Below are 25,205 nucleotides of genomic sequence, written 5' to 3'. Positions count from 1 at the left end.
TCAGTTGCGCTCACCTCTCCGCAGGCCTGTCAGGCCCGTGTGTCCATCTGCCTGATCTGCTCGACATCGAGAAAATCGGAATTGTTGCCGCTATGATACTCGAACCCTGTGTGCACAGGTGAACCGTTCTCTCCGAGCGCATTGGTCGTGTAATCGAGATCGCTGTGATGGAACTTGATGGTCGGGCGCAGGACGAAATGGTCGTCGAATTCCAAGGTCAGGTGGCTGTCGTCGGCCGGGCACATGATCTCGTGAAGCTTCTCGCCGGGCCGAATGCCGATGATCTCCGCATCGCGTGTGCCGCTATAGGCTTCGACCAGATCGAGAATGCGCACCGACGGGATCTTCGGCACGAAGATTTCGCCGCCATACATTCGCTCGAAGTTCTTGAGAACGAAGTCGACGCCATCCTGCAGCGTGATCCAAAAGCGCGTCATGTCTTCATGCGTCACCGGCAGAGGCGTACGCCCTTCGGCGATGAGCTTCTTGAAAAATGGCACGACCGAACCGCGCGAGCCCACTACATTGCCGTAGCGCACCACGGCGAAGGTCGGTCCCCGACCGCCGGTGATGTTGTTGGCCGCAACGAAGAGCTTGTCGGAAACGAGCTTTGTCGCTCCGTAGAGATTGATCGGGTTCGCCGCCTTGTCGGTGGAAAGCGCAATGACCTTGCTCACCCCCGCCTGCATCGCGGCCGAGATGACGTTCTCCGCACCGTTGATGTTGGTCTTGATGCATTCCATCGGGTTGTATTCGGCAACCGGGACATGCTTCAGGGCAGCGGCATGGATGACGAAATCGATGCCGTCCATGGCTTGGCGAAGCCTCGCCTGATCGCGCACATCGCCAATGAAATAGCGCATCGCAGGATCGTTGAAGGTCTGCGCCATCTCGTATTGCTTGAGCTCGTCGCGCGAGAAGATGACGATGCGCGACGGCTTGTAGCGCGCAAGAATGGTCTCGGTGTATTTCCGGCCGAAAGATCCGGTCCCGCCGGTGATGAGAACTGCCTTGCCCGTGAACATCTGCTGCCCGCTCCCCGAATAGTCCTTTGCCCCGTCGATGAGACCATTCAGCATGCGGCCCGCCACCGATGCTGATTCGCCCCGTCTTCGTGACTAGCACGACACTTGCCGAATTGCGCGCACTGCGCCTCCTGGATTCCGGCAGTTCATCAGCAATGTTTCACATTTGAAATCCGCGGCCAGTTCTGCCTATTGATCCTGTCGGACCACGCGAATCGGTCCCTGCCGAGGTGAGCCCTTGCCCTTCGTCCCCTATGGTCGCCAATCCATCGACGATGCCGATATCGCCGCCGTTCTGGATGTCCTGCGCTCCGATCATCTGACGCAAGGTCCGGTCGTCGATGCCTTCGAGCGCGCGCTCGGCGAAACGGTCGGTGCCCCTCACTGCGTGGCGGTCAACTCAGCGACGGCTGCCTTGCACATCGCGTGTCTCGCGCTCGGCGTAGGGCCTGGCGACCTCGTCTGGACGTCTCCGATCTCGTTCGTCGCCTCGGCCAATTGTGCACTCTACTGCGGCGCGGAGGTCGATTTCGTCGACATCGATCCGGTGACGCTAAACATGAGCGTCGATGTGCTGGAGGAGAAGCTGCGCAAGGCAGAGGCGGCCGGCCGCCTGCCGAAAGTTGTGATCCCGGTTCATCTGTGTGGGCTGCCCTGCGACATGTCCGCAATTGGTGCCCTTGCGCTCCGCTACGGGTTCAAGGTCATCGAAGATGCGAGCCACGCCATCGGCGCGCGCGACGGCGGCGATCTGGTTGGCGCCTGCACCCATTCCGACATCGCCGTCTTCTCGTTCCATCCGGTCAAGATCATCACCACGGGTGAAGGCGGCTGTTGCGTCACCCAGGACCCGGACCTCGGCAAGGCGTTGCTCCGGCTCCGGTCACACGGAATTACGCGTGACGAGAACGACATGTCCGGCCCATCGGAGGGGCCGTGGTACTACGAGCAGATCGATCTCGGCTTCAACTACCGGATGACCGAAATGCAAGCCGCTCTCGGTCTGTCGCAGCTTGCCCGGCTGAACGATTTCGTCAGCCACAGGCACCGGCTGGCCGACCGCTATGATGCGGAGCTGGCCGCGCTTCCCATCGATTTGCCGCAACGCAGCGCCGACAGCCTGTCCAGCCTCCATCTTTACATCATACAGTTGCGGCTGGACGAAATCGCCCTCTCGCACCGGCAGGTCTTCGAAAGCCTGCGCCAGCGCGATATCGGCGTGAACCTTCATTACATACCGATCTATCGGCAGCCCTATTACCGAACGCTTGGTTTCAAGCCCGGCCACTGCCCGAATGCCGAGGCCTATTACGCGCGAGCCGTCTCCATCCCGATCTTTCATGGGATGACAGAGTCTCAGCAGGAACAGGTTGTCGTAGCCCTAAAGGATGTCTTGCAGTGAGACTGGGGCTCATACCCGCCCGCGGCGGCTCGAAACGCATCCCGCGCAAGAACATCAGACTGTTCTTCGGCAGGCCGATCATCGCCTACTCCATCGAGGCTGCGCTTGCTGCGAGGACCATCGATCGCGTCATCGTCTCGACCGACGATGAAGAGATCGCTGCGGTCGCCCGTGCTGCCGGGGCTGACGTTCCGTTCATGCGCACGCCGAAGCTATCCGACGATCACGCCACGACGCTTGCCGTCATCGCCGATGCGATCGATCGTGTCGAAGCGGAAGGCGTGGCGGTAGATGCGGTTTGCTGCCTCTACGCGACGGCACCCTTCGTCACGGCTCACGATTTGGATACTGCCTTCGGTTTGCTTGAAGGAGGCAATTCCTCCTACGTCTTCGCTGCAACCGAGTATGCCTACCCGATCCAACGCGCCCTGCGGCTCCGCAATGGTCGGCCGGAAATGTTCAATCCCGAGCTGGCGTCGACGCGGTCCCAGGATCTCGAACCCGCATACCACGATGCGGGTCAATTCTATTGGTGCCGCCCCGGCGCAGTGCGCGCGAACCGCCCCGTGCTCGGCCCGAATGCCGCGCTCTATCATGTCGAACGGTCGCGCGTGGTCGACATCGACACGCCCGAAGATTGGAAGATGGCCGAGGAGCTCTATCGTCTCCGCTCCGCCGGACAGGCATCATGAGTGGCCACCAACGCTGTCGCGCGGTTGCGATACGCGTCGATGCATCGCCTGTTATCGGGCTCGGACATGTCATGCGGTGCCTGACGCTGGCCAATGCGCTCACCGATCAGGGCTTTGAATGCGTCTTTGTCGCCCGCTTCATGATCGAGGATGTGAAAAAGAAGCTCGCTGAAGCAGGCCATCCACTGGTCATGCTGCCGGAAGACGGACCGCCGCCGGGCCCGACACCATACGGCACCTGGCTTGGGACCACCGAAGAGCATGATGCCGAAGCGCTTGGCGGTCACATGAAAACACTCCAACCACAGATCATCGTGGTGGATCATTACGCGCTCGGCATCGCATGGGAGCGCGCCCTGCGCTCGTCTACGGGCCAGCCGCCTCTCATTCTGGCGTTCGACGATCTCTCGAGGTCCCACGATTGCGATATTGTGCTCGATGCCACGCTCGGCAAATCTGCCAACGACTACGCCCATCTTGTACCAGCCCAGTGTCGCGTTCTGACGGGACCTAGTCACGCGCTTCTGCGGCCCGATTTCGCAGCCGAGCGTCGCGCATCGCTTCAACGGCGCGACGACGCTTTTGCGGCGGGCGCGGGCATTCAGACGATTCTCATCTTCATGGGCGGCGCCGACAGCGCGGACTGCACAGGCTGGGTGCTGAGCGGACTTTGCGAACTGCAATTGCCGCCAGAAGTGGACCTGCATGTCGTAACCGGCCCTGCCTATCCCCATCAGGATGCTTTGAGGCAATTTGCGGGGCAATGCGGTCGAAGCGTCACCCTCCATCACAATGTCTCCGACATGGCGGCATTGCTCAGCCGTATGGATCTCGTCATCGGGGCGGCCGGTAGCTCATCGTGGGAACGATGCTGCCTGGGCGTGCCTGCGATCAACCTGATCCTGGCCGAAAACCAGAAAGAAGCGGCGCAAGCGCTTTCGCTGAGCGGGGCATCTGTCGATGGTGGGGCCTACGAGCCGCAAAACGACCCACACCGATGGGCCGAAACCAAGGTAGGCCCGCTGCTGAAGCCTGCTGCCACGCACCCGATCAGCCTCGCGGCACGCGAAGTGACCGACGGAAACGGCGCCGCACGGGTGGTCGACGCAGTCCTTGCAAATGTGTCCCACCCACTGCTGGAAGATGCCCCATGACGGAAGACGGACCGGGGACCCTCAGGGCTATGTCGGACGATGATCTCGACCAAGTGCTGGTGTGGCGCAATGCGCCTACCGTACGCAGGAACATGTATACCAGCCATGAGATCAGCGCCGAGGAACACCGGGCTTGGTGGCGGAGGATGCGCGACACCAGAGATCGGCATGATCTCATCTTCGAGATGAGTGGACGACCGCTGGGGGTAGTCTCGTTTTCACAGGTGTCGCAAAGCGACCGGAACGCCGTCTGGGCGTTCTATGCGGCGACCGATGCGCCACGCGGAACGGGATCGCGGATGGAGTTTGCTGCGCTTGATTTTGCGTTCGAGCAGTTGGGCCTCCACAAACTCAGCTGCGAAGTCCTGGCGTTCAACGAGCCGGTGATAAAGCTTCACCAGAAATTCGGTTTCTCAATCGAAGGCATCTTCCGCCAACACCATCGGCGGGAAGAAGCATTCGTCGACGTCGTGCGTCTCGCCATCCTTCACCACGAGTGGAAAAGCATGCGCCCGGCAGCGAGTGGTAAGCTTCGCGCGACCGCACCGCGCTAGACGGCGTTCTCTCCTGTCTTGCGCACGAGGTTCTAATGTCCAGCATCAAGATTGCAGATCGCCTGATCGGCCAGGACGCCGAGCCGTTTATCATCGCCGAAATGTCCGGCAATCATAACGGGTCGAAGGAGCGTGCGCTGGAAATCGTGCGCGCGGCGGCTCAGTGCGGCGTCGATTGTCTGAAATTTCAGACCTACACGGCCGATACCCTGACCCTGGACAGCGATCTGGACGATTTCGTCATCCGCGACGACAAGAGCCTCTGGAATGGGCGCAGGCTGCACGATCTCTATCAGGAAGCCCATACGCCGTGGGAATGGCATGCCGATCTCTTTGCCGCGGCCGCAGAGCATGGCGTCATGGCCTTCTCCACGCCGTTCGATGAAACAGCCGTCGACTTTCTGGACAGTCTCGGCGTACCGATGTTCAAGATCGCGAGCTTCGAGCTCACTCACCTGCCGCTGATCGCCAAGGCCGCGGCCACCGGCAAGCCGCTGATCATGTCGACCGGCATGGGAACGATCGACGAGATCGAGGAAGCCGTTACCACGGCACGCAGCGCAGGCGCGAACGACATTGTCCTGTTGAAATGCACGAGCCAGTACCCCGCCGATGCCTCCGACGCCAATCTGATGACCATACCGGACATGGCCCGCCGCTTCGGCGTGCAGGTCGGCCTGTCGGATCATACGGCCGGCACCGGCGTCGCCGTCGCCGCCGTCGTGCATGGAGCCACGGTGATCGAAAAGCATTTCACACTGTCTCGTGCGGAAGGGGGCGTCGATTCCGCCTTCTCGCTCGAGCCATGGGAAATGAAGCTTCTCAAGGAGGAGACCCGGCGCGCTTGGCTTTCGCGCGGCACGGTTCATTACGGCGGCACCGAGAACGAGAAGAACTCGCGGGCATTTCGCCAGTCGATCTATCCGTCGCAGGACATCCAGGAGGGCGAAATCTTCTCCAGAGCCAATCTCAAGATCTGCCGCCCCGGCACAAGCCTCGAGCCGCGCCATTTCGCTGGCCTCCTCGGGAAACCGGCGCGGCGTGCGATTGGCAAGGGTGAACGCCTGACGCTGGACGACCTTTAGGCCTTCCACCAGAACCAGCGCTTGCGCCGACAAGGCTCGCACAACATAGGCCTGCGACAAGGCATCCTCGACGGAAACCATTCCAGCAGAGGATCGCACAATGGCGAACTCCAAGCCTGCCCTTGGCCAAAGCGGCAAATTGAAGCCCGCCGAGGACCAGCTAACGGCCCGAATGAAGGGCGCGCAGGCATTGCTGGCCGCGGTTGCCGCGAAGACCCACGGCCAGGCAGCAAGGTCTGCTTTCAAGGCAGCTCCGGCATCCAAGGCAGAGCGCAAGGCGACGAAAAAGGCGGTCGAGCTTACGACCGAAGCCACGAAGGCACTGCACGAGCGGCGTTACAAAACCGCCGAAACCCTTTTCGATCAGGCTATCGCTCTTTTCCCCTCGCCGCCGCACCGGCTGCTGATCAACAGGCTTACCGCAGCATCCAAGGCCGCCAATCATGCCTATGTCGCGGAGCATTATCCCCAGATACGGGCACTGGCCACGACCGATGAAGAGAAAGCAACGGTCGACCATATCTGGATCGACTGCCTCGTCGCCGCCGGATATCCCGACCAGGCGCTGGAACTGATCGCGGCCTGGCGCAATTCGGACGTGAAGATCTGGGCCTCGATTCAGACGGTCGCAGGAATCATCGAAGAAGATCGCGGGAACTTCAACAAGGCGATGGCGATCCAGGAAGCGATCCTGGCGCGCGATCCGAACTGCGACGTGGCTCGCTGGCACCTCTCCCTTCACCAGATGGCAGCCGGCAAGCTGCCGGATGCCTTCGATAATTACGATGTTCGATGGAAAATCAGCGACTTTCCATCCGAGCGCCGGTTGTTCGACATTCCTCGGTGGCAGGGCGAAGCGCTGGAAGGCAAGAAGATCCTAGTCTGGCGCGAGCAAGGTGTTGGCGACGAGATCCGCTTCGCCGGGCTGCTTACGGACCTCGTCGAAATCGGCGCCGACGTGACATTCGAATGCACGGCCAAGCTGGTCCCGCTGTTCCTTCCGTCCTTTCCGGACATCACTGTTCGACCGGTCGTGCCGGCGGCCAACCGCACCTCTGCGCTCTATGCCGAATTTGATTTCGAGACTCCGCTCGGCTCTCTTCCGCGGTTCCTTCGCCCGTCTGTCGAGGCCTTGAAGACGAAGGCAAAGCCGTTTCTGAAGCGCAGTCCGGAAGTCGAAAACAACGTCCGCGAAGCCATGAATGCGCGACCCGATCAGCCGGTCATCGGTCTTTGTTGGCGCTCGAGCCTTCGCAACCTGCACCGGGACAAGAACTATCTGCGCGCCGAGCACATCGCAGCTCTGAAGCTTCTCGGGAAAAGCGGTTTCATCTGTCTTCAGTACGATCAGTGCGCCGATGAAGTCGCGCTGATGCAGGAATTGGGCCTTCCCGTCACGCAGTTTACCTCCATCGACCAAATGAACGATCTTGCCGGAGCGGCCCTGCTTGCGGGCGCCTGTGACCTCGTCATCTCCGCTGGGACGGCCACCGCCGAGCTTTCCGCTGGCCTGGGCGTACCTACTCTGCTGTTCGGCCCTGAGCACAGCCGAACGCGACTTGGAACCGACGGCATGCCATGGCACCCCGCAACGCGCTACATGCCGACCAATCCCGACGAACCGATCGAACTGATGAAGGCGATCCTGTTCAATTGGGAGCCGATCGCGACTTGGGCAGAAGAGAAGAGCATTTCCGGGCGAAAGATCGACTGGAGCCAGTCCTATCCGCGCGCTTGACGCACACATTCAGCCTTCAACGGAAAAACCCCGGGATCCATCGGATCCCGGGGTTCTTATTTGGAGCGCCCGGCGCGAACCGGAGGCGGCTATTAGCCCTGGAAGAGCTGCAGGATGTTCTGCGAGTTCGAGTTCGCGATCGACAGCGACTGAATGCCGAGCTGCTGCTGCGTTTGAAGGGCCCGCAGACGGGTGGACTCTTCGTTCATGTCGGCGTCGACGAGACGGCCGATACCGCTATCGATGGAGTCCATCAGATTGGCGACGAAGTCTTCCTGCATTTCGATGCGGCTCTTGACAGCACCGAGGTCGGCCGCGGCATCCGTCATCGACTGCAGGACAGCGTCAACGCCCGAAAGTGCGTTGCTGAGAGCACCGGCTGTCATGGCGGAAATGTCGAGAGACAGGACCGAAACGCCAGAGATCGCAGCGGAAGCGCCCGAAGCGTTGATGTAGCGCAGATCGTTGGAAAGAAGGCCGGTGCCGGAAGCGACGTAGCCGCCCGATGCGTTGGTCTCGATCAGCGAAGTCGCGGTCGTGTCTACATCGAGCTTGGTAATGGAGACGTTGTTTTGCGAGTCGCGGTTGAACGAGCCGACGATGGACTTGGTGCCGGCGACGTTGTCAGCGCTGTGCGACAGCCAGTTTTCGCCCGAGAACGATGCTGAGCCGACGACGCTCTTCAGCTGATCCTGAAGCTGCGTGATTTCCTTCTGGATCTTGTTCTTGTCGACGCCCGGCTCCGAAGCCGCGACCAGCTTCGCCTTGATTTCGTCGACGACTTCGATCGCAGCGTTCAGACCCGTGTATGCGGTATCGACTTTGGCAGCGCCGAGGCCGAGTGCATCCTGAACGGTCGAGAGCGCCTTGTTGTCCGAGCGCATGGTCGTGGCAATCGACCAGTAGGCGGCATTGTCGCCGGCCGTCTGAACCTTCATGCCCGAAGAAATACGGTTCTGCGTCGTTTCCATGTCAGAATTGATGGAGCGCAGCGTCTGCAGCGCGCCCATGGCTGCGCTGTTGGTGAGGAGACTCGTCATGTGGGTAAAGCCCTTTATCGCGTGACTGATACAAAATGAAAGCGCGTCATGTGCGAGACGAAAGGCTTCATGCGTGTCGGCGAATGACTCGGCGACGTTTCGTCTGTGAGGAGGATTACAATCTATTTAGGTTAATGCAATGCTAACATACGGCCCTGAACATTTACCATTGGAGCGACGAGCCCAAACGCAAAAACGCCGTGGCCCAACTGGACCACGGCGCTCTGAAGGATTGGTGGGTTCCGGACGTCTCCGCCCGGAACCTCAAGTTTGTTTTTAGCCGAAGAGCTGCAGGATGTTCTGCGACTGCGAGTTGGCAATCGAGAGTGCCTGGATACCAAGCTGCTGCTGTGTCTGCAGAGCGCGGAGGCGGGTGGACTCTTCGTTCATGTCGGCATCCACGAGGCGGCCGATACCGCTGTTGATGGAAGTCTTCAGGTCGGACACGAAGTCGTTTTGCATCTCGACGCGCTTCTTTACGGCACCGAGATCGGCAGCGGCATCGGTCATGCTCTGGAGAACCGAGTCGACGCCCGACAGAGCGTTCGAAAGATCACCAGCCGACATGTCTGTGATGTCGAGGTTCATGACGTTCACGCCGCTCAGCGATGCGGAAGCGCCGCTGGCAGTGGTGTAAGTCAGGTCGTTGGACAGAAGACCATTGCCGGAAGCAACGTAAGCGCCTGAAGCATTGACTTCGATCAGTGACGTCGTGGTCGTGTCGATGTCGAGTGTCGTCAGGCTGACATTGTTGCTGGCGTCACGGTTGAACGAACCAACGACCGACTTCGTGGAAGCGGTGTTGTTATCGTCGTGATAGAGCCAGTTTTCGCCGTTGAACGACGAGGACTTGGTCAGGCTGGTCAGCTGCTCTTGGAGCTGCGTGATTTCCTTCTGAACCTTGGCCTTGTCGACGCCCGGTTCGGAAGCTGCAACCAGCTTGGTCTTGATTTCGTCAACGACTTCGATGGCGGCGTTCATACCAGTATAAGCGGTATCGATCTTGGCAGCGCCGAGGCCGAGTGCGTCCTGAACCGACGAGAGTGCCTTGTTGTCCGAACGCATGGTGGTTGCGATCGACCAGTAAGCGGCGTTGTCGGAAGCTTCGCCGACTTTCATGCCCGACGAGATGCGGCCCTGGGTCGTGGACATTTCGGAATTGATCGAACGCAGCGTCTGCAGAGCAGACATCGCAGAGGTGTTCGTAAGAAGGCTCGACATAGGTGTAATCCCTTGGACTAGATACTTTTCAGGGACATACCGGACTGCAAGAGATTACCGGCGATGGCGGTTTAGGCTTCATGCCACTCTGCTTAGACCTCGGTCAGAAGCGAACCCGCCATGTTGAGATCAACTTCGCCGAGGCCGCTTTCCAAACACTTAATCGACCCCCCGAACCGCGCGTTCGGCAGGCGTTCAGCAGGCGATAACCCGCATCATGGTTAAGGGGTAGCTAAGATAGATGATCTGCTTGCAGCGCGTTCAAACGAAAGAGCGCACCAGGGAACCAACGAGCAGGTTCCAGCCGTCGATCAAGACGAAGAACAGGATTTTGAACGGCAGCGAAATTGCCGTCGGCGGCAGCATCATCATGCCCATCGACATGGTGATCGTCGCGACGACCAGATCGATCACGAGGAACGGCAGCACGATGAGGAAGCCGATCTCGAAGCCACGGCGGATCTCCGAGATCATGAAGGCAGGCGTCAGCACGCGCAGATCGATCTCGCCATCCGTTTCGACCGTCTGACCACGCTCCGTCGCGATATCGATGAACAGATTGAGATCCTGGTCGCGCGTGTTTGCCATCATGAAGTCGCGGAACGGATCGGAAATGCGCGCGATGGCCTCCGTCTCGTCGATCTCGTTCTCCATCAGCGGCTGGACGCCTTCCGACCAGGCGCGGTCGAAGGTGGGCGCCATGATGTAGAAGGTCATGAAGAGCGCGAGTGACACGAGGATGAGGTTCGCCGGCGTCGTCTGCAGTCCCATGCCCGCGCGCAGGATCGCAAAGGCGATGATCAATCGCGGAAAGCTGGTCACCATGATCAGGATGCCAGGCGCGACCGACAGGACGGTGATAAGTCCGAAGGTACGAATGATCCAGCTCGCGACGGACCCGTCGACGGGCGTCTCGAACAGACCGGGATCGATCCCCTGGGCCTGGGCGCTGGCCATCAACGCCATCATGGCGAAGCCAGCTATGAGCAATCGGTTCATTCGATCACGAAGGTCCTGAACATGAGGCTGGCGACCTTACCTTGCGAGCGCAACGCTGCCCGTTCGGTCAGGTCTTCTTTGAGATGCTGGAAACCGCGAGCGCCTTCGATCTGCTGCAGCGAAACCGTGCGCAGATAGGCGATGATATCCTGATGGATCGTCTGCGCCATCGCTTCGTCCGCCATTTCGGCGAACACCAGTGAGACTTCGAGGCGGATCCAATTCTCGGACGGATAGGCAAGATTTGTGGTGATGGCATCGAGCGCCACCACTTTCGGTACCGCGTGTGCTTCGCCCTCTGCCTCGCCGCCATGGGCTTCAGCCTCGGCAGGTTGCACGGCAGCCTCCACCTGCGGTGCGAGCATGCCGCCGACGAACCAGCCTCCGCCGGCTGCAACGGCAGACAAAGCCAGAACCACAGCGATCGTAATGATTGCCGAAGGTTTCTTAGGCGCACTGCCCGTATCTTCAGGTGTCGTCATGTCACCCCCGCCGCCCGTTCCCGCCGTCGTCAGATCGGCGAATAGATATCGACGAACTGCTGACCGACCGGAGGCTGCTGAACCTCGGTCAGCCGGCCACGACCACCATAGGAGATGCGTGCTTCGGCGATCTTTTCATATGAGATTCGGTTGAACGCGTCGACATCGCGCGGACGCGCTATCCCCGCAATATTCAGGATGCGAAGCTCCTGATTGACGCGCACCTCTTGCGAGCCGCTGATGACGAGGTTTCCGTTTTCGAGAATGCCCGTCACCACGGCCGCAACGCTGAGGCGCAGTTGCTCGGAACGCGCCGTGGAACCAGATCCATTGGTGGCAGTGTTCGAGCCGAAATCGACGTCGGCCTCACCCGATCCGGTGCCGCCAAACAAATTATAGCTGCCCCCGAACCCGATGCCGCTTCGGTTGGTGCGGCTGCGCTCGGTCTCGTTATCGAATGCGGCACGGTCGTTGATGGCGATGTCGACAGTGAGGATGTCGCCGATATTGATCGCGCGTGCATCCTTGAACAGCGTGCTCTGGCTGTCCTGCCAGATGGAGAAGCTTCGATTGGTCGTATAGGGCTGCTTTGGATAAAGCGCCATCTGTGGTGTCTGCCCATAGTTCAGGCCGGCCCCCACCGGGCTCATGGCCGGCGCCCGACCGATCTCGTTGAAGGTCTGCGAGTTGCAGCCAGCGAGAAGCGCGAGCGTCGCGATGAGGGTCAGTCGGCGCATCATGATGGGTTTCTCGACGTTGTTTCATCCGCAGCACTTGCGATCACGGAGGTGAGTGCGGCAGCGACCTGGCTGTCCATCTCGTTGAGGATCTGGCTGGCGATGCGCGGGCTGAGCTTCATGATGATTGCCGCAGCAATCTCGGCATTGACGTTCTCGAGGCGCTCCGCAGCCGCATCAGGCCGCATGCCCTTGTAGATGTCGATAAGCCCCTGCTCTGCCTGCTGCAGGAAGTCGTTTCGACGCTTCAGCCAGTCTTCATACTCGGCACGGCGCTCCTCGAGCACCCCGATGCGCTCGTCGATACCCGCCTGCAGCGTGTCGAGCTCCTGCTTCTGCAGCAGGTAGCGACGATCACGGGCAGCATCCGCAATGTTGGTGCAATAGGCCTCGATATCCGCGCTGATTGCAGGGTCGATATTGCCTTGCGCGTTGGCGCCGCTCATCGAAAGCGGCAGCGCGATCAAGAAAGCGCCGACGGCGCAGGCGTTGAAGCCGAGACAGGCGAATGCCATGCGTTTCATGCTCATTGCAATACAAGCTCCGCCTGAAGTGCTCCGGCTGATTTGATGCCTTGGAGAATGGAAATGATGCCGTCGGGCTTGACGCCGATGCCGTTGAGGCCGGAAACGAGCGCCTGCAGGTTCGGTCCGTCAAGGATGGCAACCTGCCCGCCTTCGACGTCGGCATAGATGTCAGTGTTCGGCTCTTCCGCCGTCACGCCGTCGGAAAATGGCAGCGGCTGGACGATCGTCGGCGTTTCGTTGACGCGCACGGTCAGTGTCCCGTAGCTGACGGCCACCGGCGAAATGCGCACATCGTGCCCGATCACGATCGTCCCGGTCTTCTCGTTGACCACGACGCGCGCCGGCGCGTCAGGCACGACGGTCAGGCCTTCGATCTCTGCAAGAAAGCGGGTCAGCGCACCTGCATTGGCCGGCTTGCGAACGGTGATTTCGGTGCTGTCGCGCGCATCGGCAGTCGCGACGCCATAGCGCTGGCTCGTATAGGCATTGACGACATCGGCCACAGCGACGGCTGTGCCGAAATCGGGATTGCGCAGCTGGAACACGAGGTGATCGGCCGCCTCGAACTGGGCGCCTACTTCACGCTCGATGATCGCGCCATTCGGCACGCGACCGGCAGTCGTCACACCCTGGGTCAATTGCTGCGCCTGGCCTTCGGCCTGGAATCCGGAGACGACCACGCTGCCCTGGGCCACAGCGTAGATCTGGCCATCGGCACCGGAAAGCGAGGTCATCACCAGCGTTCCGCCGCGCAGGGAGGTGGCGTCGCCGAGCGAACTGACCGTGACGTCAACTCGGGAGCCCGCGCTTGCGAAGGGCGGCAGCGTTGCCGTCACCATCACGGCCGCGACATTATTGGCGTTCGTTGAACGACCATCGGTCGAGATGCCGAGATTCTGCAGCATCGCGCGCAGCGATTGTTCGGTGAAGGGAGAAGCACGCAGCCCATCGCCGGTGCCCTGAAGCCCGACGACCAATCCATAGCCGATCAGCTGATTGTCACGCGCACTCTGAACCTGCGCGATGTCCTTGATGCGCGAGTTGGCGTCAGCGCTGCCGATGAGGCCGCCCGAAAGCATCACCAGTGATGCGGCAAGCATGATGACGAAGCGGCCGGATATCGAGGATTTCATTGCGCGATGACCTGCACGGTCCCGTTCGCCATCACGGTGCCCGAAACGGTGCTTCCGCTTTCGAGATTTCGCACCTGAATGAAGTCGCCGATCGCCGCGGATTTCAGGGGGCTGCCGGAGGCAGTGATGACGAGGCCGCCACTGGAATAGACCAGCTTTACCGGTTGCCCGCGTTCGACTGCATAGGATGCGCGAACGGCTGACGTCGGGATGACCCGGCCCGGTAGAAGCGTGCGGCGCGCCACGGCGCCTTCGAGTTCGGCCATCGACGAGATGTAATCGGCGCGGATGTTCGGATTGGTGACCTCGACTTCGCGCATCAGCGCGATGTCGATTTCCTGGCCTGGATAGACCACTTCGTTTGGGACGACGGCTACGGGCCCGCTTGCCTTGGCGGGAACCGTTAAGCCGGCCGCAACGGCAAGCGCCGCCGTCAGCATCTTGAACGAGACCATGTGCGTGCGAAGAGCCATCATGAGCGTCCGCCTCAATCCTAAAGTTCCGCTAGCGGATGCCTTGCGACACCACCGACGCCATTTCGTCAGCAGCCTGAATGATCTTCGAATTCATCTCATAGGCGCGCTGCGCCGAGATGAGGTCGGTGATCTCCTTCACCGGATCGACGTTCGAAGCTTCGAGATATCCCTGCTGGATGCGCGCGAAGCCGGCATCGTCGGGAGCGCCAACGATGGCGGCGCCCGATGCAGGCGTTTCGCGGAACAGGTTCTCACCGAGCGGCTCAAGCCCCGCTTCGTTGACGAAGTTCGAAAGCTCCAGCTGGCCAAGCTCCTGCAGGTCGACCTGGTTCTCGACACGGGCGAAGACCTGGCCGGACCTGCTGACGACGATCTCGCTCGCATTCTGCGGCACGACGATTGCCGGCTGGATGCGATAACCATCAGCTGTCACCAGTTCTCCCTGGGCGTTGGTGTTGAAGGCACCCGAGCGCGTATAGAGCGTGTCGCCCTCGGCAGTCTCGACCTGGAACCAGCCGCGGCCGATCAGGGCGAGATCGAGATTGTTGCCTGTCGTGACCAGCGACCCCTGGATGTGCAGGTTGCGCACGGCAGTGGTCTGAACGCCGAGGCCAATATAGGCACCTTCCGGAACCACGGCGGAGTCCGCCCGGTTCGGCACGCCCTGCTGCCGCTCGACCTGATAAAGCAGATCGGAGAATTCAGCGCGCGAGCGCTTGAAGCCCGTCGTGTTGATGTTGGCGATGTTGTTGGCGATGACTTCCAGGTTCAGTTGCTGGGCATTCATGCCGGTCGCAGCGATGGCGAGAGCTTTCATGGTCTGGACGTCCTTAAATCTGCATTCGGCTGACTTCGAGGTAGGCGGTCACGATCTTGTCGCGGATGGCGATCGCCGTCTGGAGCGTCTGCTCCGCCGTCATCACCGCATCCACCACTTCGCGCATGTCGGCCTGGCCGTTGATTCCGTCGAGGGAGGCCTGCTCGGCGCCGCGCAGGCTGCCGACCATGTCGGTCGCCATGCTGGCGAGAGTCGCGCCGAAATCGCCGCTGGCCGGCGCAACGCCCTGCATCTGGCCCGTAAGCGGCATCTGCAGGATGGACGAACTGCTGCCGGTTTCCGATGCGCCTTCCATGGCGCGCGTGAACGACAGCGCCGAAACGTTCTGGATGCCGCCGATCATTGCGAGGCTCTCAACAGGTCGATTGTCATCGAAATCAGCTCTCGCGTTTGTTTGATCGTCTGAAGATTGGATTCGTACGCCCGGTTGGCCTCACGCATGTCGGCCATTTCGATCAGCACGTTGACGTTCGGCTTCTTGACCATGCCGTTCTCGTCGGCGGCCTTGTTGCCGGGATCGTATTCCACGGTGAAATCGCTCGTGTCCTCGTCGACCGAGCCGACATTCACGAGCGATGCGCCCGAGACGCGGTCGAGTTCGGCGTTGAAGTCGACGATCTTGCGCCGGTAGGGATCTCCACCCGGCAGGCTGGACGTGGACTGTGCGTTGGCGAGGTTTTCGGAAACCACGCGAAGCCGCGTCGTCTGCGCCTCAAGCCCGGATGCTGCGATCCGAAGCGATGCGGTCAGCGGATCGATCGTCATGCGCGCACCGTCTGCAGCATCATGCGGTGGAACGTCCGCACGAGGTTGGTGCTAAGCTCCATGTTCCGCTTGATCTCGCCGGTCTTGCGAAGCTCGTCTGCCAGGGTCACGGAATTACCCGAAACCTGAACTTCGACGCCGTCCTTGACGGTCGTGGAGGAGACAGAGTTGCGCATCTCGTCCTCGATGAAGTGGGCCGGGTGCGTGGCCGCCATGCGGTTTCCCGTCTCCTTCAGCACGTCCTCGAAGGGCGCTACTTCGCGCGCGGCGTAGCCGGGTGTATTGGCGTTGGCGATGTTTCCCGCCACGACGGTCTGGCGGACCGAAAGCCAGTGGGCCTGTCTGGACGCAAGATCGAAAAGTTGAATGGGCTCCATGCCGGGTCTCCGCTGGATCGTTCCGCTTGGATGACCGAACCTAGGCTTTCAATCTTGCGTCAGACTTGTGAGAGACCTCAGCGCTCGATCACCGCGCCTTCCGACGTCACGATCACCCAGGTGCCGTCGCGCCGCTCGAGCCTTGCAAGCCGGCTGTTGTCAGGCAGCACCGAGCCGATCTGCACCATGTACATGCCTGCAGAATCCTCGATCAGTGCCCGGCCATTCGCCACATGCAAAAGGCGGAAGGCGTTGGATCCCGGAAATGGCTGGTCGAGCGGATCGGCTGCCGCTGCGGCGGGCTCTTCCTCGATCGGCGGCTCGGGCACGGTGGCCGTCATCAGCATATCGAACTCGCCCTCGCCGGCCGGCTCGCCTTCCAGCACGATCGGCGACGCGCTCATCATCCCGGTGCCGGGCCAGTCCGACAGCGGCCGGTCGGTCGAATAGGTCATCGGGCGCACGCCGAAGGATTCCTGATGGAAGAAAACGTACCAGGGGAAGAACGCCGCGCCGACGGCCAGAGCGATGCCGCCACCGACGATCGCGGTATCGACGTTCAGCAGGCGCTTGAGAAGCGGCTCGCGCGGCAAGGTATCGTCGAAGAAGATGTCCTGTTCGTCGCTCATTTGCGTCCCTTGCTTGGCTCTGACTGCGGAGTGCCGGGTTGGATGAGGCCGGCTGCCTTCTTCATTTCGTGGGCCAGGTCGTCGAATGCGTCGGCTGCTGGCGGATCGTCGGGACCCTGGCGCAGAACCTCGTAGACGACCGGCACCTGCTTCACGGCCATGTCCATGTCCGCGTCGGTTCCCGGGCGATAGCCGCCGATGAGGCGCAGGTCGCGGGTTTCCTCGAAACGATGGATCAATGCCTTGAGCCGCGTGACGAGCTTTTCCTCGTCACCGGCCCAGGCCTTGCGGGCGAGACGGGAGATGGAGGCAAGCGGATCGATTGGCGGATAGCGCCCCTCTTCCGCAAGCGTACGGCTGAGCACGATGTGGCCATCGAGAATGCCGCGTGTCGCATCCGCAACCGGATCGTTGTGATTGTCACCATCGACGAGGATCGACACGATCGCCGTGATCGAACCCGCGTCCCGCCCGCCTGGCCCTGCCCGTTCCAGAAGCTTCGGCAGCTCGGTGAAGACGGAGGCCGGGTAGCCGCGCGCGATGGGCGCCTCGCCGGATGCGATGCCCACTTCCCGCACCGCATGGGCAAAACGAGTCACGCTGTCGACGATCATCAGCACGTTCTGCCCGGCGTCGCGAAAATACTCGGCAACAGTCATGGCGGTCAGCGGTGCAAGCCGGCGAAGCATCGGCGACTCATCGCTCGTGGCAACGACGACAACGCTCTTTGCCAGATTGTCGCCGAGCGTGTCTTCGATGAATTCCCGCACTTCGCGGCCGCGCTCGCCGACGAGTGAGATGACAACCCGATCGAAGGCGCTCGCCCGCGCGATCATCGAGAGCAGCGTCGATTTGCCGACACCAGATCCGGCGAAGACGCCCAAACGCTGACCCAGACAAATCGGCGAGAAGATGTCGATGGCGCGCACACCCGTGCGAAGCGGCGTCTCGACGCGCTGGCGGCTCATCGACGGCGGCGGCTGGCTGACGACGGAGCGCCGCTTGGCGCCGGGTACCAGTTCAGGGCCGCCATCGATCGGCTGGCCCATGGCATTGATCGTGCGCCCGCACCAGGACTGGTCCGGAGCGACCTTGAAGGCACCGCGGCTGAAAACCGTTTCATTGACACCGATCGGCTCCCCAGCCTCGATCGGGCAGACAACGACCGTATCCGTATCCACCTTGACGACTTCGCCCAGATGGTCGCCGCTCTGGCTTCGGTGAACCACGAATTCGCCAAGCCGGACATGACGCGAAAGGCCGGACACGGTGTAATGGCCGGCCGCGATCGACTGGACATAGCCGCCATAGCGAATGGCTTCGCTCGGCTCGGCGAATTTACGTGCGACCTTGGCGAGCGCATCCAGCTTCTCGGATCGGTGCGAATGGGAGTGCACGCTCATGTCGCTTTCTGTCCGGCCTCACGCTGACTGGACGTTTCCGGGAAACGCGAAGTTGCTCTAGGTGTTGCTGCCGCCAAGCGTGCGGATAGCGTCCTGCTTGATCCGTTCGGCATCTCGCACGAGCGCGGACACGTTCTCGAACTGACGCGTGACCATGATGAGCTGGGTCATCTCCGAAACGGCGTTGACGTTGGACTTTTCGATGAAGCCCTGCACGACGCCCACGTCGAAGCGATCGACGACAGCTTCCGGCTCGCCATTGGGCAGGATCGCGCTGTTGTCGTGCCGGCTGTAGCCATTGGCAGGATTGAAGGTGAAGAGCCCGAGTGCGGCAAGCTGCACGCCGTTCTGGCGAAGCGCGCCGTCGCGCGAAACTTCCGGTTCGCCGCCCGCAGCATCGAGCTGGATGGCAGCGCCGCCCGGATCGAGCACTGGATAGCCATTCAACGTCACGAGCGCACCATCCTCCGTCATCGTGAAACGGCCGTCGCGCGTCAGCGCCGGGCCGGCGGGTGTCTCGATGGAGAACCAGGCATCGCCCTGCACGGCGAAATCGAGCGCACTGCCCGTCTGCTGCAAACCGCCATTGCGCGTGGAGAGGTAGTTTTCGCCCGAGGACACGAAGGTGACGTCGGCAGGGCGACGATTGTCGACCAGTTCCTCGAACTTCACTTCGGTGGCGCGAAAGCCGACCGTGTTGGAGTTGGCGACGTTGTCCGAGAGCGTCGTCAGGCGCCGCTCGAGCGCGATCTGAGACGACAGCGAGACGTAAAGAGCGGTATCCATGGATCACCGTCCTCCGAGCTTGAGTGTGTTGATGGACAGGAGAAGATCGGGCGAAATGCCCGCGGCGCCCTGCGTGCCGAAAAGAGCGGACGTATCGAGCGTCCCCTGCGATGGGTTCTTCATTTCCCAAAGGGTCGTGAACCGGTCGATGAAATCGCCGAGCCTTGCGGGATCCTTGAAATCCGCCAGACTGAACTGGTCTTCGAAATAGGCCGCCTGCTTGTCGATGTCGGTTGCGGCGAACTCGTCCGGCAGGTTGAGCGACGTGCGCACGACTTCCGCGAGCGCTTCGTCCGCCAGGATCTCGTAGGTGTTCTCCAGCCGCGGCGCCATGCGCTCGAAGTAGAGCGCGAGCCGCACGCCGTTGTTGTCGGCACCAGCGCTCTCTTCGAGCGTCTGGCGCATATATTTGTCGATGGTCTTCTGCTGCGCCGCGTCGAAGCTGGTTGCGGCGGCGCCATGCGTCTCGAAATTGAACGCCTGCGCAAATTCCTTGTAGCGCGTGTCGGCCAGCTTGTTGGCGAAGCTATCGTCGTTGGCGACGCCTTCGGTCAGAACCTTGCGAATGAACGCTTTGGCATAGGTCATGTCCTCCAGCCCGTGCGCCTTCAGCGCATAGCGATAGACACGGTCGTCCGCCATGAATTCGTCGATCGATTTGATGTTGCCGACAGTCTCACGGAAATAGGCGGTTTCGCGCGCAACGAGGGGTTCCTCCGAAACGCGCGCGATCGAACGCGGCAGATCGGAAGCCAGCAGTCGATAGCTGGTGAATGTCGTGGTCATTCTTTGAGAGACCCCCGCTCGTCGGCGCGAGAGGGCCCGCGCAGTTCAGCACCCTGAGTGCGAGCGATAGGTCGGCTGGCTTGCGCGAGGCTTGATGATCGCCTGGCGTGTTAATCGATTGCTAATGAACAGCCGAGCAACCAGCTTCACGCAAGCCCCGGTGCGTAGTCAGATTGATACCACGCCAGCTGCGCGAGAGAGTTCATGAACATCCTTATCGGCCTCATCCTCACATTCGGTTCCATCCTCGGTGGCTTCATGGCCATGGGTGGACACCTCGAGGTGTTGATGCAGCCCTTCGAGCTCGTCATCATCGGCGGTGCGGCGCTGGGCGCCTTCATCATGGCGAACCCCGTGAAGACCATTAAGGACACGGGCAAGGCCATCGGCGAGGCACTGCGCTACAAGGTTCCGAAGCAGCGCGAATATCTCGATACGCTCGGCGTGCTCTATACGCTGATGCGCGACCTGCGCGCCAAGTCGCGCAACGAGATCGAAAGCCACATCGACAACCCGGAAGAGTCCGAGCTGTTTAAGGCTGCGCCGACGGTACTGGCCAACAAGGACCTCACCGCATTCATCTGCGACTATGTCCGCCTCATCATCATCGGCAATGCGCGTCCCCACGAGATCGAAGCGCTGATGGACGAGGAAATCCAGACGATCGTGCGCGACCGCATGAAGCCTTACCATTCCATGACGACTGTTTCCGACGCCTGCCCCGCCATCGGCATCATCGCCGCCGTTCTCGGCGTCATCAAGGCCATGGGCGCCATCGACCAGTCTCCGGAAATCCTCGGCGGTCTGATCGGCGCGGCACTCGTCGGCACCTTCCTCGGCATCTTCCTGTCCTACAACGTGCTGGGCCCGATCGCGACCAACATCAAGATCGTTCGCGAAAAGCAGAACCGCCTTTACGTCATCGTCAAGCAGACCCTGCTCGCCTACATGAACGGCTCGGTTCCTCAGGTTGCGCTCGAGCACGGCCGCAAGACGATCTCTGCCTACGAGCGTCCTTCGATCGATGCCGTTGAGCAGGAAATGATGAACCCCGGCGGCGACGCGAAGGCAGCCTGAGACAATGGGCATGGCCGTCACCAAACCCATGGATACCGCACTTCTGGCCCGCATGACCGGGCGCCTCGGCGAGGCATCGGTCATCGAGGCGCAGATGGCGGCCATCGGCAAGGCAACCGCCGATCGCCTGGCGGAAGCCCTGCTGCAGGCAACCAGCGTTGCGGTGTCGGTCGTTCCCGAAACCGCGCCGCAGGGTGTGCGGGCCGACATGGCTGCGACATTCGGTGCTCAGGATGTTCTGTGCGAGACCACGATCGAAGGCTGGTCGCTGGACCTGCTGCTTGCCGTCGATTCAGCCTTCGTCATCGCCATGACCGAGCGGCTGCTCGGCGGCGAGAGCGACGGCGTGCCGGCATCGCGTCCTCTGTCGGAGATCGAACAGGACGTCGCCAAGCTGCTCTTCGAAACCTTTGCCGAGACCCTGCGCAAGGCGGTTTACCCGAACTGCGATCGGGCGATCTGCTCCAATCCGTTCCAGGGCCCGCTCAAGCGCGAAAGCGATGCCTCGTCCGCTGATTTCTCGGCAGTTCTCGTCCTGGGCGTCACGATCGGCAAGGCCAGCTTCAAGCTGCGCGCCATGGTGCCTCAGGCGGTGGTTCTGAAGACGAAGATCGCCGAACCTGCCACCGCGAAGATCGACACCCGGCCGAAACACTGGACCGAGCAACTGAGCGAAAAGGTTCAGAAGTCCAATGTCGGGCTCGAGGCCCGCATTCGTCTGGTGCCACTTTCGCTCGGAACCGTCGCCAGGCTTCAGCCGGGCTCGGTCATCCCGTTTGCCGATACGAAGGACACCCGCGTTCTTCTGCGTGCCAACGGCAAGGACCTGTTCTGGTGCGAACTCGGCAAGTCCGGCGAACGCTACATGGTGCGCCTCCAGGAGCGCCATGGCAGCGAAGAAGATTTGATGAAGGAACTGACCGCATGATGCGGCAGCATATGTCGATGGAGACATGGGAATGGCTGGTCAGCCGGAATTGAACCGCGAAATCGAGCGCGGCGATGGCTCCGATGAGGAATTGAACCGGGCCATCGATGGTCTGCGCGGAGTGCTGCGCAAGGATACCGACGGCGTGTCGTCGGCTGAGGATTTGGAGAGTGTCAGCGAAATGACGAATGCCGCAACAGGACCGAGCAAGGCCTTCCCGGCCGATTTCGGCAGCGACTTCGACGACGGGCCAAGCCCCTTCGACGCAAGCCCTGCCGGCGCAAGTCTCGACGGAATGTTTGGTGCTGAGACGCCTCTGTTCGACGATGAGCCGACCGCAGCTCTCTTCGCGCCGGAGCCTGAAAAGCCTGCGCGCCGGACGAGCGACAGCCACCGCGCGAAATCGGGCTCTGCGATCAACAACGTGGCCGAGACCGGCAATTACGATCTGGTCATGGACATCCCGATCGACATGCAGATCGTTCTCGGCACCAGCCGCCTGCCGGTGGCGAGCCTGATGAACCTTTCCGAAGGCTCGCTCATTGCGCTGGATCGCCAGATCGGCGAGCCGGTCGACATCCTAGTGAATGGACGCCATTTCGGCCGCGGCGAGATCACGGTGCTGGACGGTGATGACAACCGTTTCGGCATTCGCCTGATCGAAGTCATGACTGAGAAATCGAAGTAAACCGACATCAAGCGAGAAGGGAAGCGCGATGAACGCGTTCACCGAATATGCTCAGGCCGAACCCGCGCCCGCATTGACCAAAGCGCAGAAAGCAGCCGCAATCCTGATCGCTATGGGCAAGCCGGTTGCCGGCAAGCTCCTGAAATATTTTGCCTCGTCAGAGCTTCAGCTGATCATCGCCAATGCGCAGACACTGCGCACGATCCCGGCCGACGAGCTGGAGGTGCTGGTCAGCGAGTTCGAGGACCTCTTCACCGAGGGCACCGGCCTGATGGATAATGCCCGTGCCATGGAAGACATTCTGGAAGAAGGCCTGCCGCCAGACGAAGTGGACGGTCTGCTCGGCCGGCGCACGTTCTTCCAGGCGCTCGAGACATCGATCTGGGACCGCCTTCAGGACGCCGATCCTGTCGTCATCGGCAACTTCCTGACGCGCGAACACCCGCAGACAGTGGCCTATATCGTCACGCAACTTCCCTCCGCCTTCGCCGCCAAGACGCTCCTGCAGCTGCCGGACGAAAAGCGCGCGGACATCATGCACCGCACCGTGAACATGAAGGAGGTGAACCCGAAGATCGCCGAGATCATTCACAAGCGGGTCGTCGATCTCGTCGAGGCGCTCGAAGCCGACCGCAATTCCACCGGCACCAACAAGGTCGCCGACATCATGAACGAACTGGAGAAACCGCAGGTCGACGCGCTTCTCGGCGCTCTGGGCTCGATCAGCACCAAAGCCGTCGAGCGCGTTCGCCCCAAGATTTTCCTGTTCGAAGATATCCTGGAAATGCCCTCCAAGAGCCGCGTCATGCTGTTCGACGACATCTCCAACGATCTCATCACTGCGGCTCTCCGCGACACACGGCCGGAACTTCGCGAAACGGTCCTCGGCTCACTGGGTGCACGCCAGCGCCGCATGATCGAAGCGGACCTTGCCGGTGGCGGTGGGTCGCCGCGCGATACGGAAGTCGCCCGCCGCTCAATCGCCCAGGAAGCGATCCGTCTGGCTGCGGCAGGCCGAATCGTCCTAAAGGAACGCAGGGATACGCCACAGGCCGCATGATGCGGTACTGCCGGGACGCAATGTCTTCCTGACGTTCCTACCATGGAGCCATGATGGCTGAGGATCAGGATAAAGACAGCAAAACAGAAGAACCGTCAGAGAAGAAATTGCGCGATGCGATGGACAAGGGCAACGTGCCCTTCTCCCGCGAACTGCCGCTCTTCGGTTCCGCCCTTGCAATCCTCATATTCTTTGTTTTCTTCCTGCCGGCCGGCGCTGCGCGTCTGACCAGTTCGCTTGTCGACGTCTTCGAGAAGCCGGAAGAGCTTTCGCTAGCGACCGGTCAGGACGCCGTCTTCCTGTTCCAGCACCTCTTCATGGAATCCGGCGCGGTGCTGCTGCCCGCCTTCGTCTTGATGATCACTTTCGGCATCGCGGCGTCCGTGTTCCAGAACATGCCACGTCCGGTCCTGAACCGCGTCCAGCCAAAGATGGAACGCATTTCCCTGATGAAGGGGATCAAGCGCATCTACAGCGTCAAGGGCATGGTGGAATTCGCCAAGTCGCTGTTCAAGATTCTGGTCGTCTCGTCGATCATCGGTGTCGTGCTCAGCGACGATTATTTCGGCGTTCTGGCTGCCATGTTCTCCGATCCCGCAACGATCCTCGACATGATGAGGGCCATGGTCGGCAAGGTCATCATCGTCGTTTTGATCGCCACTGCAGCGATCGCGGCAGTCGACGTCTTGTGGACGCGCTTCGACTGGCACAACGACCTGCGCATGACGCGACAGGAAGTGAAGGACGAATACAAGCAGTCCGAAGGCGACCCGATCGTCAAGTCACGGCAGCGCTCGCTTGCCCGTGACCGCGCACGCCGGCGCATGATCGCCGCGGTCCCCCGCGCGACGCTCGTCATCACCAACCCGACGCATTATGCCGTTGCGCTTCGCTATGTCCGCGAGGAAGGCGGCGCACCGCTAGTCGTCGCCAAGGGTCAGGATCTCATCGCGTTGAAAATTCGCGAGATTGCTCAAGAGCATGGCATCCCGATTTTCGAGGAGCCACCGCTCGCCCGCTCCATCTTTGCGCAAGTCTCCGTGGATAGTGTCATACCCACGGAATTTTACCGGGCCGTCGCCGAGCTGATTCATCAGGTCTACGCCAAGCCCGCACAGTCGCAACCAGTCAAGGCCAGTTAACCGCCATGATGAAGACAAGCTGCACCGCCGAACGCGAAATGATCGTTGCCGAGGCACTGCGCCCGGTGGCCAGCGAATTGCGTCTGATCGACGCCGGCGATCTGATCTCGATGTTGAAATTCGAGTGCTACGGCGACCTCGCCGACCTCGTCGCTTCAGCAGCAGAGCTCTATTTCCTGCCGGGTACCGTGTCGCTCGGTATTGGTGGCGATTACTGGCTGGACTGGTCGACGCGGCCGCGCGTTGTGCTCGACCTGGAGTTGCGACCGGAAGGCGTGACGATCTATACCCGCCTCACGCTTGAGGATGCGCAGGGCGGCGTCGAGATCAGCCACATCGCCTTCGACGATCCCTCCGAGGATCCTGAAGTGAACACGCTTCTCCTGTCGGAAAGCCTGCTCAAGTCGCGCTTCCGCAAGTCTGTCGGCGCGCTCCATCTCCCGCACTGAATTGGCAGCGCA

The 25,205-nt window shown here is 61.2% G+C and carries 29 protein-coding genes; 12 read left to right on the top strand and 17 right to left on the bottom strand.

The genetic code is table 11. The annotated features are described in order from the left end of the window. Positions 1–29: 29 nt before the first annotated feature. Positions 30–1,025 (bottom strand): UDP-N-acetylglucosamine 4,6-dehydratase (inverting), encoded by a 996-nt coding sequence (gene pseB / locus D5400_RS05855; protein ID WP_126012825.1) that lies wholly within the window; start codon positions 1,023–1,025, stop codon positions 30–32. 238 nt (positions 1,026–1,263) lie between these two features. Between pseB and pseC the strand changes: the two genes are divergently transcribed. The 6 genes from pseC to D5400_RS05825 all read left to right on the top strand — a co-directional run bounded on the left by pseC (position 1,264) and on the right by D5400_RS05825 (position 7,650). Then, positions 1,264–2,427, top strand: a complete 1,164-nt coding sequence (gene pseC, locus D5400_RS05850) for a UDP-4-amino-4,6-dideoxy-N-acetyl-beta-L-altrosamine transaminase (RefSeq protein WP_126008560.1) — start codon at positions 1,264–1,266, stop codon at positions 2,425–2,427. Further along, on the top strand, positions 2,424–3,119 hold the full coding sequence (pseF, locus tag D5400_RS05845) for a pseudaminic acid cytidylyltransferase (RefSeq protein ID WP_126008558.1): 696 nt from the start codon (positions 2,424–2,426) through the stop codon (positions 3,117–3,119). Before pseC ends, pseF begins: the two co-directional genes overlap by 4 nt. Further along, positions 3,116–4,273, top strand: coding sequence for a UDP-2,4-diacetamido-2,4,6-trideoxy-beta-L-altropyranose hydrolase (gene pseG / locus D5400_RS05840; RefSeq protein WP_126008555.1), 1,158 nt, complete (start codon positions 3,116–3,118; stop codon positions 4,271–4,273). Before pseF ends, pseG begins: the two co-directional genes overlap by 4 nt. 53 nt (positions 4,274–4,326) lie before the next feature. After that, positions 4,327–4,827, top strand: coding sequence for a UDP-4-amino-4,6-dideoxy-N-acetyl-beta-L-altrosamine N-acetyltransferase (gene pseH / locus D5400_RS05835; protein WP_245451447.1), 501 nt, complete (start codon positions 4,327–4,329; stop codon positions 4,825–4,827). 35 nt (positions 4,828–4,862) lie between these two features. After that, positions 4,863–5,912 (top strand): pseudaminic acid synthase, encoded by a 1,050-nt coding sequence (gene pseI / locus D5400_RS05830; RefSeq protein ID WP_126008551.1) that lies wholly within the window; start codon positions 4,863–4,865, stop codon positions 5,910–5,912. Between the two features lie 100 nt (positions 5,913–6,012). Beyond that, positions 6,013–7,650 (top strand): tetratricopeptide repeat protein, encoded by a 1,638-nt coding sequence (locus tag D5400_RS05825; protein ID WP_126008549.1) that lies wholly within the window; start codon positions 6,013–6,015, stop codon positions 7,648–7,650. Between the two features lie 92 nt (positions 7,651–7,742). On the opposite strand, the gene D5400_RS05820 is transcribed toward D5400_RS05825, so the two are convergent. The 16 genes from D5400_RS05820 to D5400_RS05745 form a co-directional block, all read right to left on the bottom strand. Beyond that, positions 7,743–8,690, bottom strand: a complete 948-nt coding sequence (locus D5400_RS05820) for a flagellin N-terminal helical domain-containing protein (RefSeq protein ID WP_126008547.1) — start codon at positions 8,688–8,690, stop codon at positions 7,743–7,745. A gap of 276 nt (positions 8,691–8,966) precedes the next feature. Then, positions 8,967–9,911, bottom strand: a complete 945-nt coding sequence (locus D5400_RS05815; RefSeq protein ID WP_126008545.1) for a flagellin N-terminal helical domain-containing protein — start codon at positions 9,909–9,911, stop codon at positions 8,967–8,969. Positions 9,912–10,172: 261 nt separating this feature from the next. Continuing rightward, positions 10,173–10,910 (bottom strand): flagellar type III secretion system pore protein FliP, encoded by a 738-nt coding sequence (fliP, locus tag D5400_RS05810; protein ID WP_126008543.1) that lies wholly within the window; start codon positions 10,908–10,910, stop codon positions 10,173–10,175. Then, the gene (locus D5400_RS05805; protein WP_126008541.1) at positions 10,907–11,392 is read right to left on the bottom strand and encodes a flagellar basal body-associated FliL family protein; all 486 of its coding nucleotides are present in this window, start codon (positions 11,390–11,392) and stop codon (positions 10,907–10,909) included. Before D5400_RS05805 ends, fliP begins: the two co-directional genes overlap by 4 nt. 29 nt (positions 11,393–11,421) lie before the next feature. Further along, the gene (gene flgH / locus D5400_RS05800; RefSeq protein WP_126008539.1) at positions 11,422–12,132 is read right to left on the bottom strand and encodes a flagellar basal body L-ring protein FlgH; all 711 of its coding nucleotides are present in this window, start codon (positions 12,130–12,132) and stop codon (positions 11,422–11,424) included. Further along, the gene (locus D5400_RS05795) at positions 12,129–12,644 is read right to left on the bottom strand and encodes a MotE family protein (protein ID WP_425364911.1); all 516 of its coding nucleotides are present in this window, start codon (positions 12,642–12,644) and stop codon (positions 12,129–12,131) included. The genes flgH and D5400_RS05795 overlap by 4 nt, the downstream gene beginning before the upstream one ends. Before the next feature lie 11 nt (positions 12,645–12,655). Beyond that, entirely contained in the window at positions 12,656–13,756 is a 1,101-nt protein-coding gene (locus tag D5400_RS05790) for a flagellar basal body P-ring protein FlgI (protein WP_126012819.1), read from the bottom strand. Positions 13,757–13,785: 29 nt separating this feature from the next. After that, positions 13,786–14,265, bottom strand: a complete 480-nt coding sequence (gene flgA / locus D5400_RS05785; protein WP_126008537.1) for a flagellar basal body P-ring formation chaperone FlgA — start codon at positions 14,263–14,265, stop codon at positions 13,786–13,788. Between the two features lie 28 nt (positions 14,266–14,293). After that, positions 14,294–15,082 carry a flagellar basal-body rod protein FlgG gene (flgG, locus tag D5400_RS05780; protein WP_126008535.1) on the bottom strand — a complete coding sequence of 263 codons (789 nt, stop codon included), beginning with the start codon at positions 15,080–15,082 and terminating at the stop codon, positions 14,294–14,296. Between the two features lie 13 nt (positions 15,083–15,095). Continuing rightward, positions 15,096–15,446, bottom strand: coding sequence for a flagellar hook-basal body complex protein FliE (gene fliE / locus D5400_RS05775; RefSeq protein ID WP_126008533.1), 351 nt, complete (start codon positions 15,444–15,446; stop codon positions 15,096–15,098). Further along, on the bottom strand, positions 15,443–15,862 hold the full coding sequence (flgC, locus tag D5400_RS05770; protein WP_126012816.1) for a flagellar basal body rod protein FlgC: 420 nt from the start codon (positions 15,860–15,862) through the stop codon (positions 15,443–15,445). The genes fliE and flgC overlap by 4 nt, the downstream gene beginning before the upstream one ends. Before the next feature lie 2 nt (positions 15,863–15,864). Then, a complete protein-coding gene (flgB, locus tag D5400_RS05765) occupies positions 15,865–16,245 on the bottom strand; it encodes a flagellar basal body rod protein FlgB (protein WP_126008531.1) in 381 nt (126 codons plus the stop codon). 77 nt (positions 16,246–16,322) lie between these two features. Then, positions 16,323–16,874 (bottom strand): flagellar protein, encoded by a 552-nt coding sequence (locus D5400_RS05760; RefSeq protein ID WP_126008529.1) that lies wholly within the window; start codon positions 16,872–16,874, stop codon positions 16,323–16,325. Next, positions 16,871–18,277, bottom strand: coding sequence for a flagellar protein export ATPase FliI (gene fliI / locus D5400_RS05755; protein WP_126008527.1), 1,407 nt, complete (start codon positions 18,275–18,277; stop codon positions 16,871–16,873). The genes D5400_RS05760 and fliI overlap by 4 nt, the downstream gene beginning before the upstream one ends. Before the next feature lie 57 nt (positions 18,278–18,334). Beyond that, on the bottom strand, positions 18,335–19,063 hold the full coding sequence (gene flgF / locus D5400_RS05750) for a flagellar basal-body rod protein FlgF (RefSeq protein ID WP_126008525.1): 729 nt from the start codon (positions 19,061–19,063) through the stop codon (positions 18,335–18,337). 3 nt (positions 19,064–19,066) lie between these two features. After that, positions 19,067–19,849, bottom strand: coding sequence for a DUF1217 domain-containing protein (locus tag D5400_RS05745; RefSeq protein ID WP_126008523.1), 783 nt, complete (start codon positions 19,847–19,849; stop codon positions 19,067–19,069). 204 nt (positions 19,850–20,053) lie between these two features. Here D5400_RS05745 and motA point away from each other — a divergent pair, with 204 nt between their 5' ends. Genes motA through D5400_RS05715 form a run of 6 tightly spaced genes read left to right on the top strand, consistent with a single transcriptional unit; the run spans position 20,054 to position 25,193 of the window. Continuing rightward, the gene (gene motA, locus D5400_RS05740) at positions 20,054–20,926 is read left to right on the top strand and encodes a flagellar motor stator protein MotA (protein WP_126008522.1); all 873 of its coding nucleotides are present in this window, start codon (positions 20,054–20,056) and stop codon (positions 20,924–20,926) included. A 10-nt stretch (positions 20,927–20,936) separates the two neighbouring features. Then, a complete protein-coding gene (locus D5400_RS05735) occupies positions 20,937–21,854 on the top strand; it encodes a FliM/FliN family flagellar motor switch protein (protein WP_164527806.1) in 918 nt (305 codons plus the stop codon). A 31-nt stretch (positions 21,855–21,885) separates the two neighbouring features. Next, the gene (gene fliN / locus D5400_RS05730) at positions 21,886–22,542 is read left to right on the top strand and encodes a flagellar motor switch protein FliN (RefSeq protein ID WP_126008518.1); all 657 of its coding nucleotides are present in this window, start codon (positions 21,886–21,888) and stop codon (positions 22,540–22,542) included. A 28-nt stretch (positions 22,543–22,570) separates the two neighbouring features. Then, positions 22,571–23,602, top strand: a complete 1,032-nt coding sequence (locus D5400_RS05725) for a flagellar motor switch protein FliG (protein ID WP_126008516.1) — start codon at positions 22,571–22,573, stop codon at positions 23,600–23,602. Positions 23,603–23,655: 53 nt separating this feature from the next. Next, positions 23,656–24,744, top strand: coding sequence for a flagellar biosynthesis protein FlhB (gene flhB / locus D5400_RS05720; RefSeq protein ID WP_126008514.1), 1,089 nt, complete (start codon positions 23,656–23,658; stop codon positions 24,742–24,744). 5 nt (positions 24,745–24,749) lie between these two features. Beyond that, on the top strand, positions 24,750–25,193 hold the full coding sequence (locus D5400_RS05715; RefSeq protein ID WP_126008512.1) for a hypothetical protein: 444 nt from the start codon (positions 24,750–24,752) through the stop codon (positions 25,191–25,193). The last annotated feature ends 12 nt before the right edge of the window (positions 25,194–25,205 follow it).

This window comes from Georhizobium profundi, assembly GCF_003952725.1.
Classification (GTDB): Bacteria; Pseudomonadota; Alphaproteobacteria; order Rhizobiales; family Rhizobiaceae; genus Georhizobium; species Georhizobium profundi.
The sequence above is the reverse complement of the archived record's forward strand: the minus strand, read 5'-3'. Positions and strand labels throughout refer to the sequence as shown.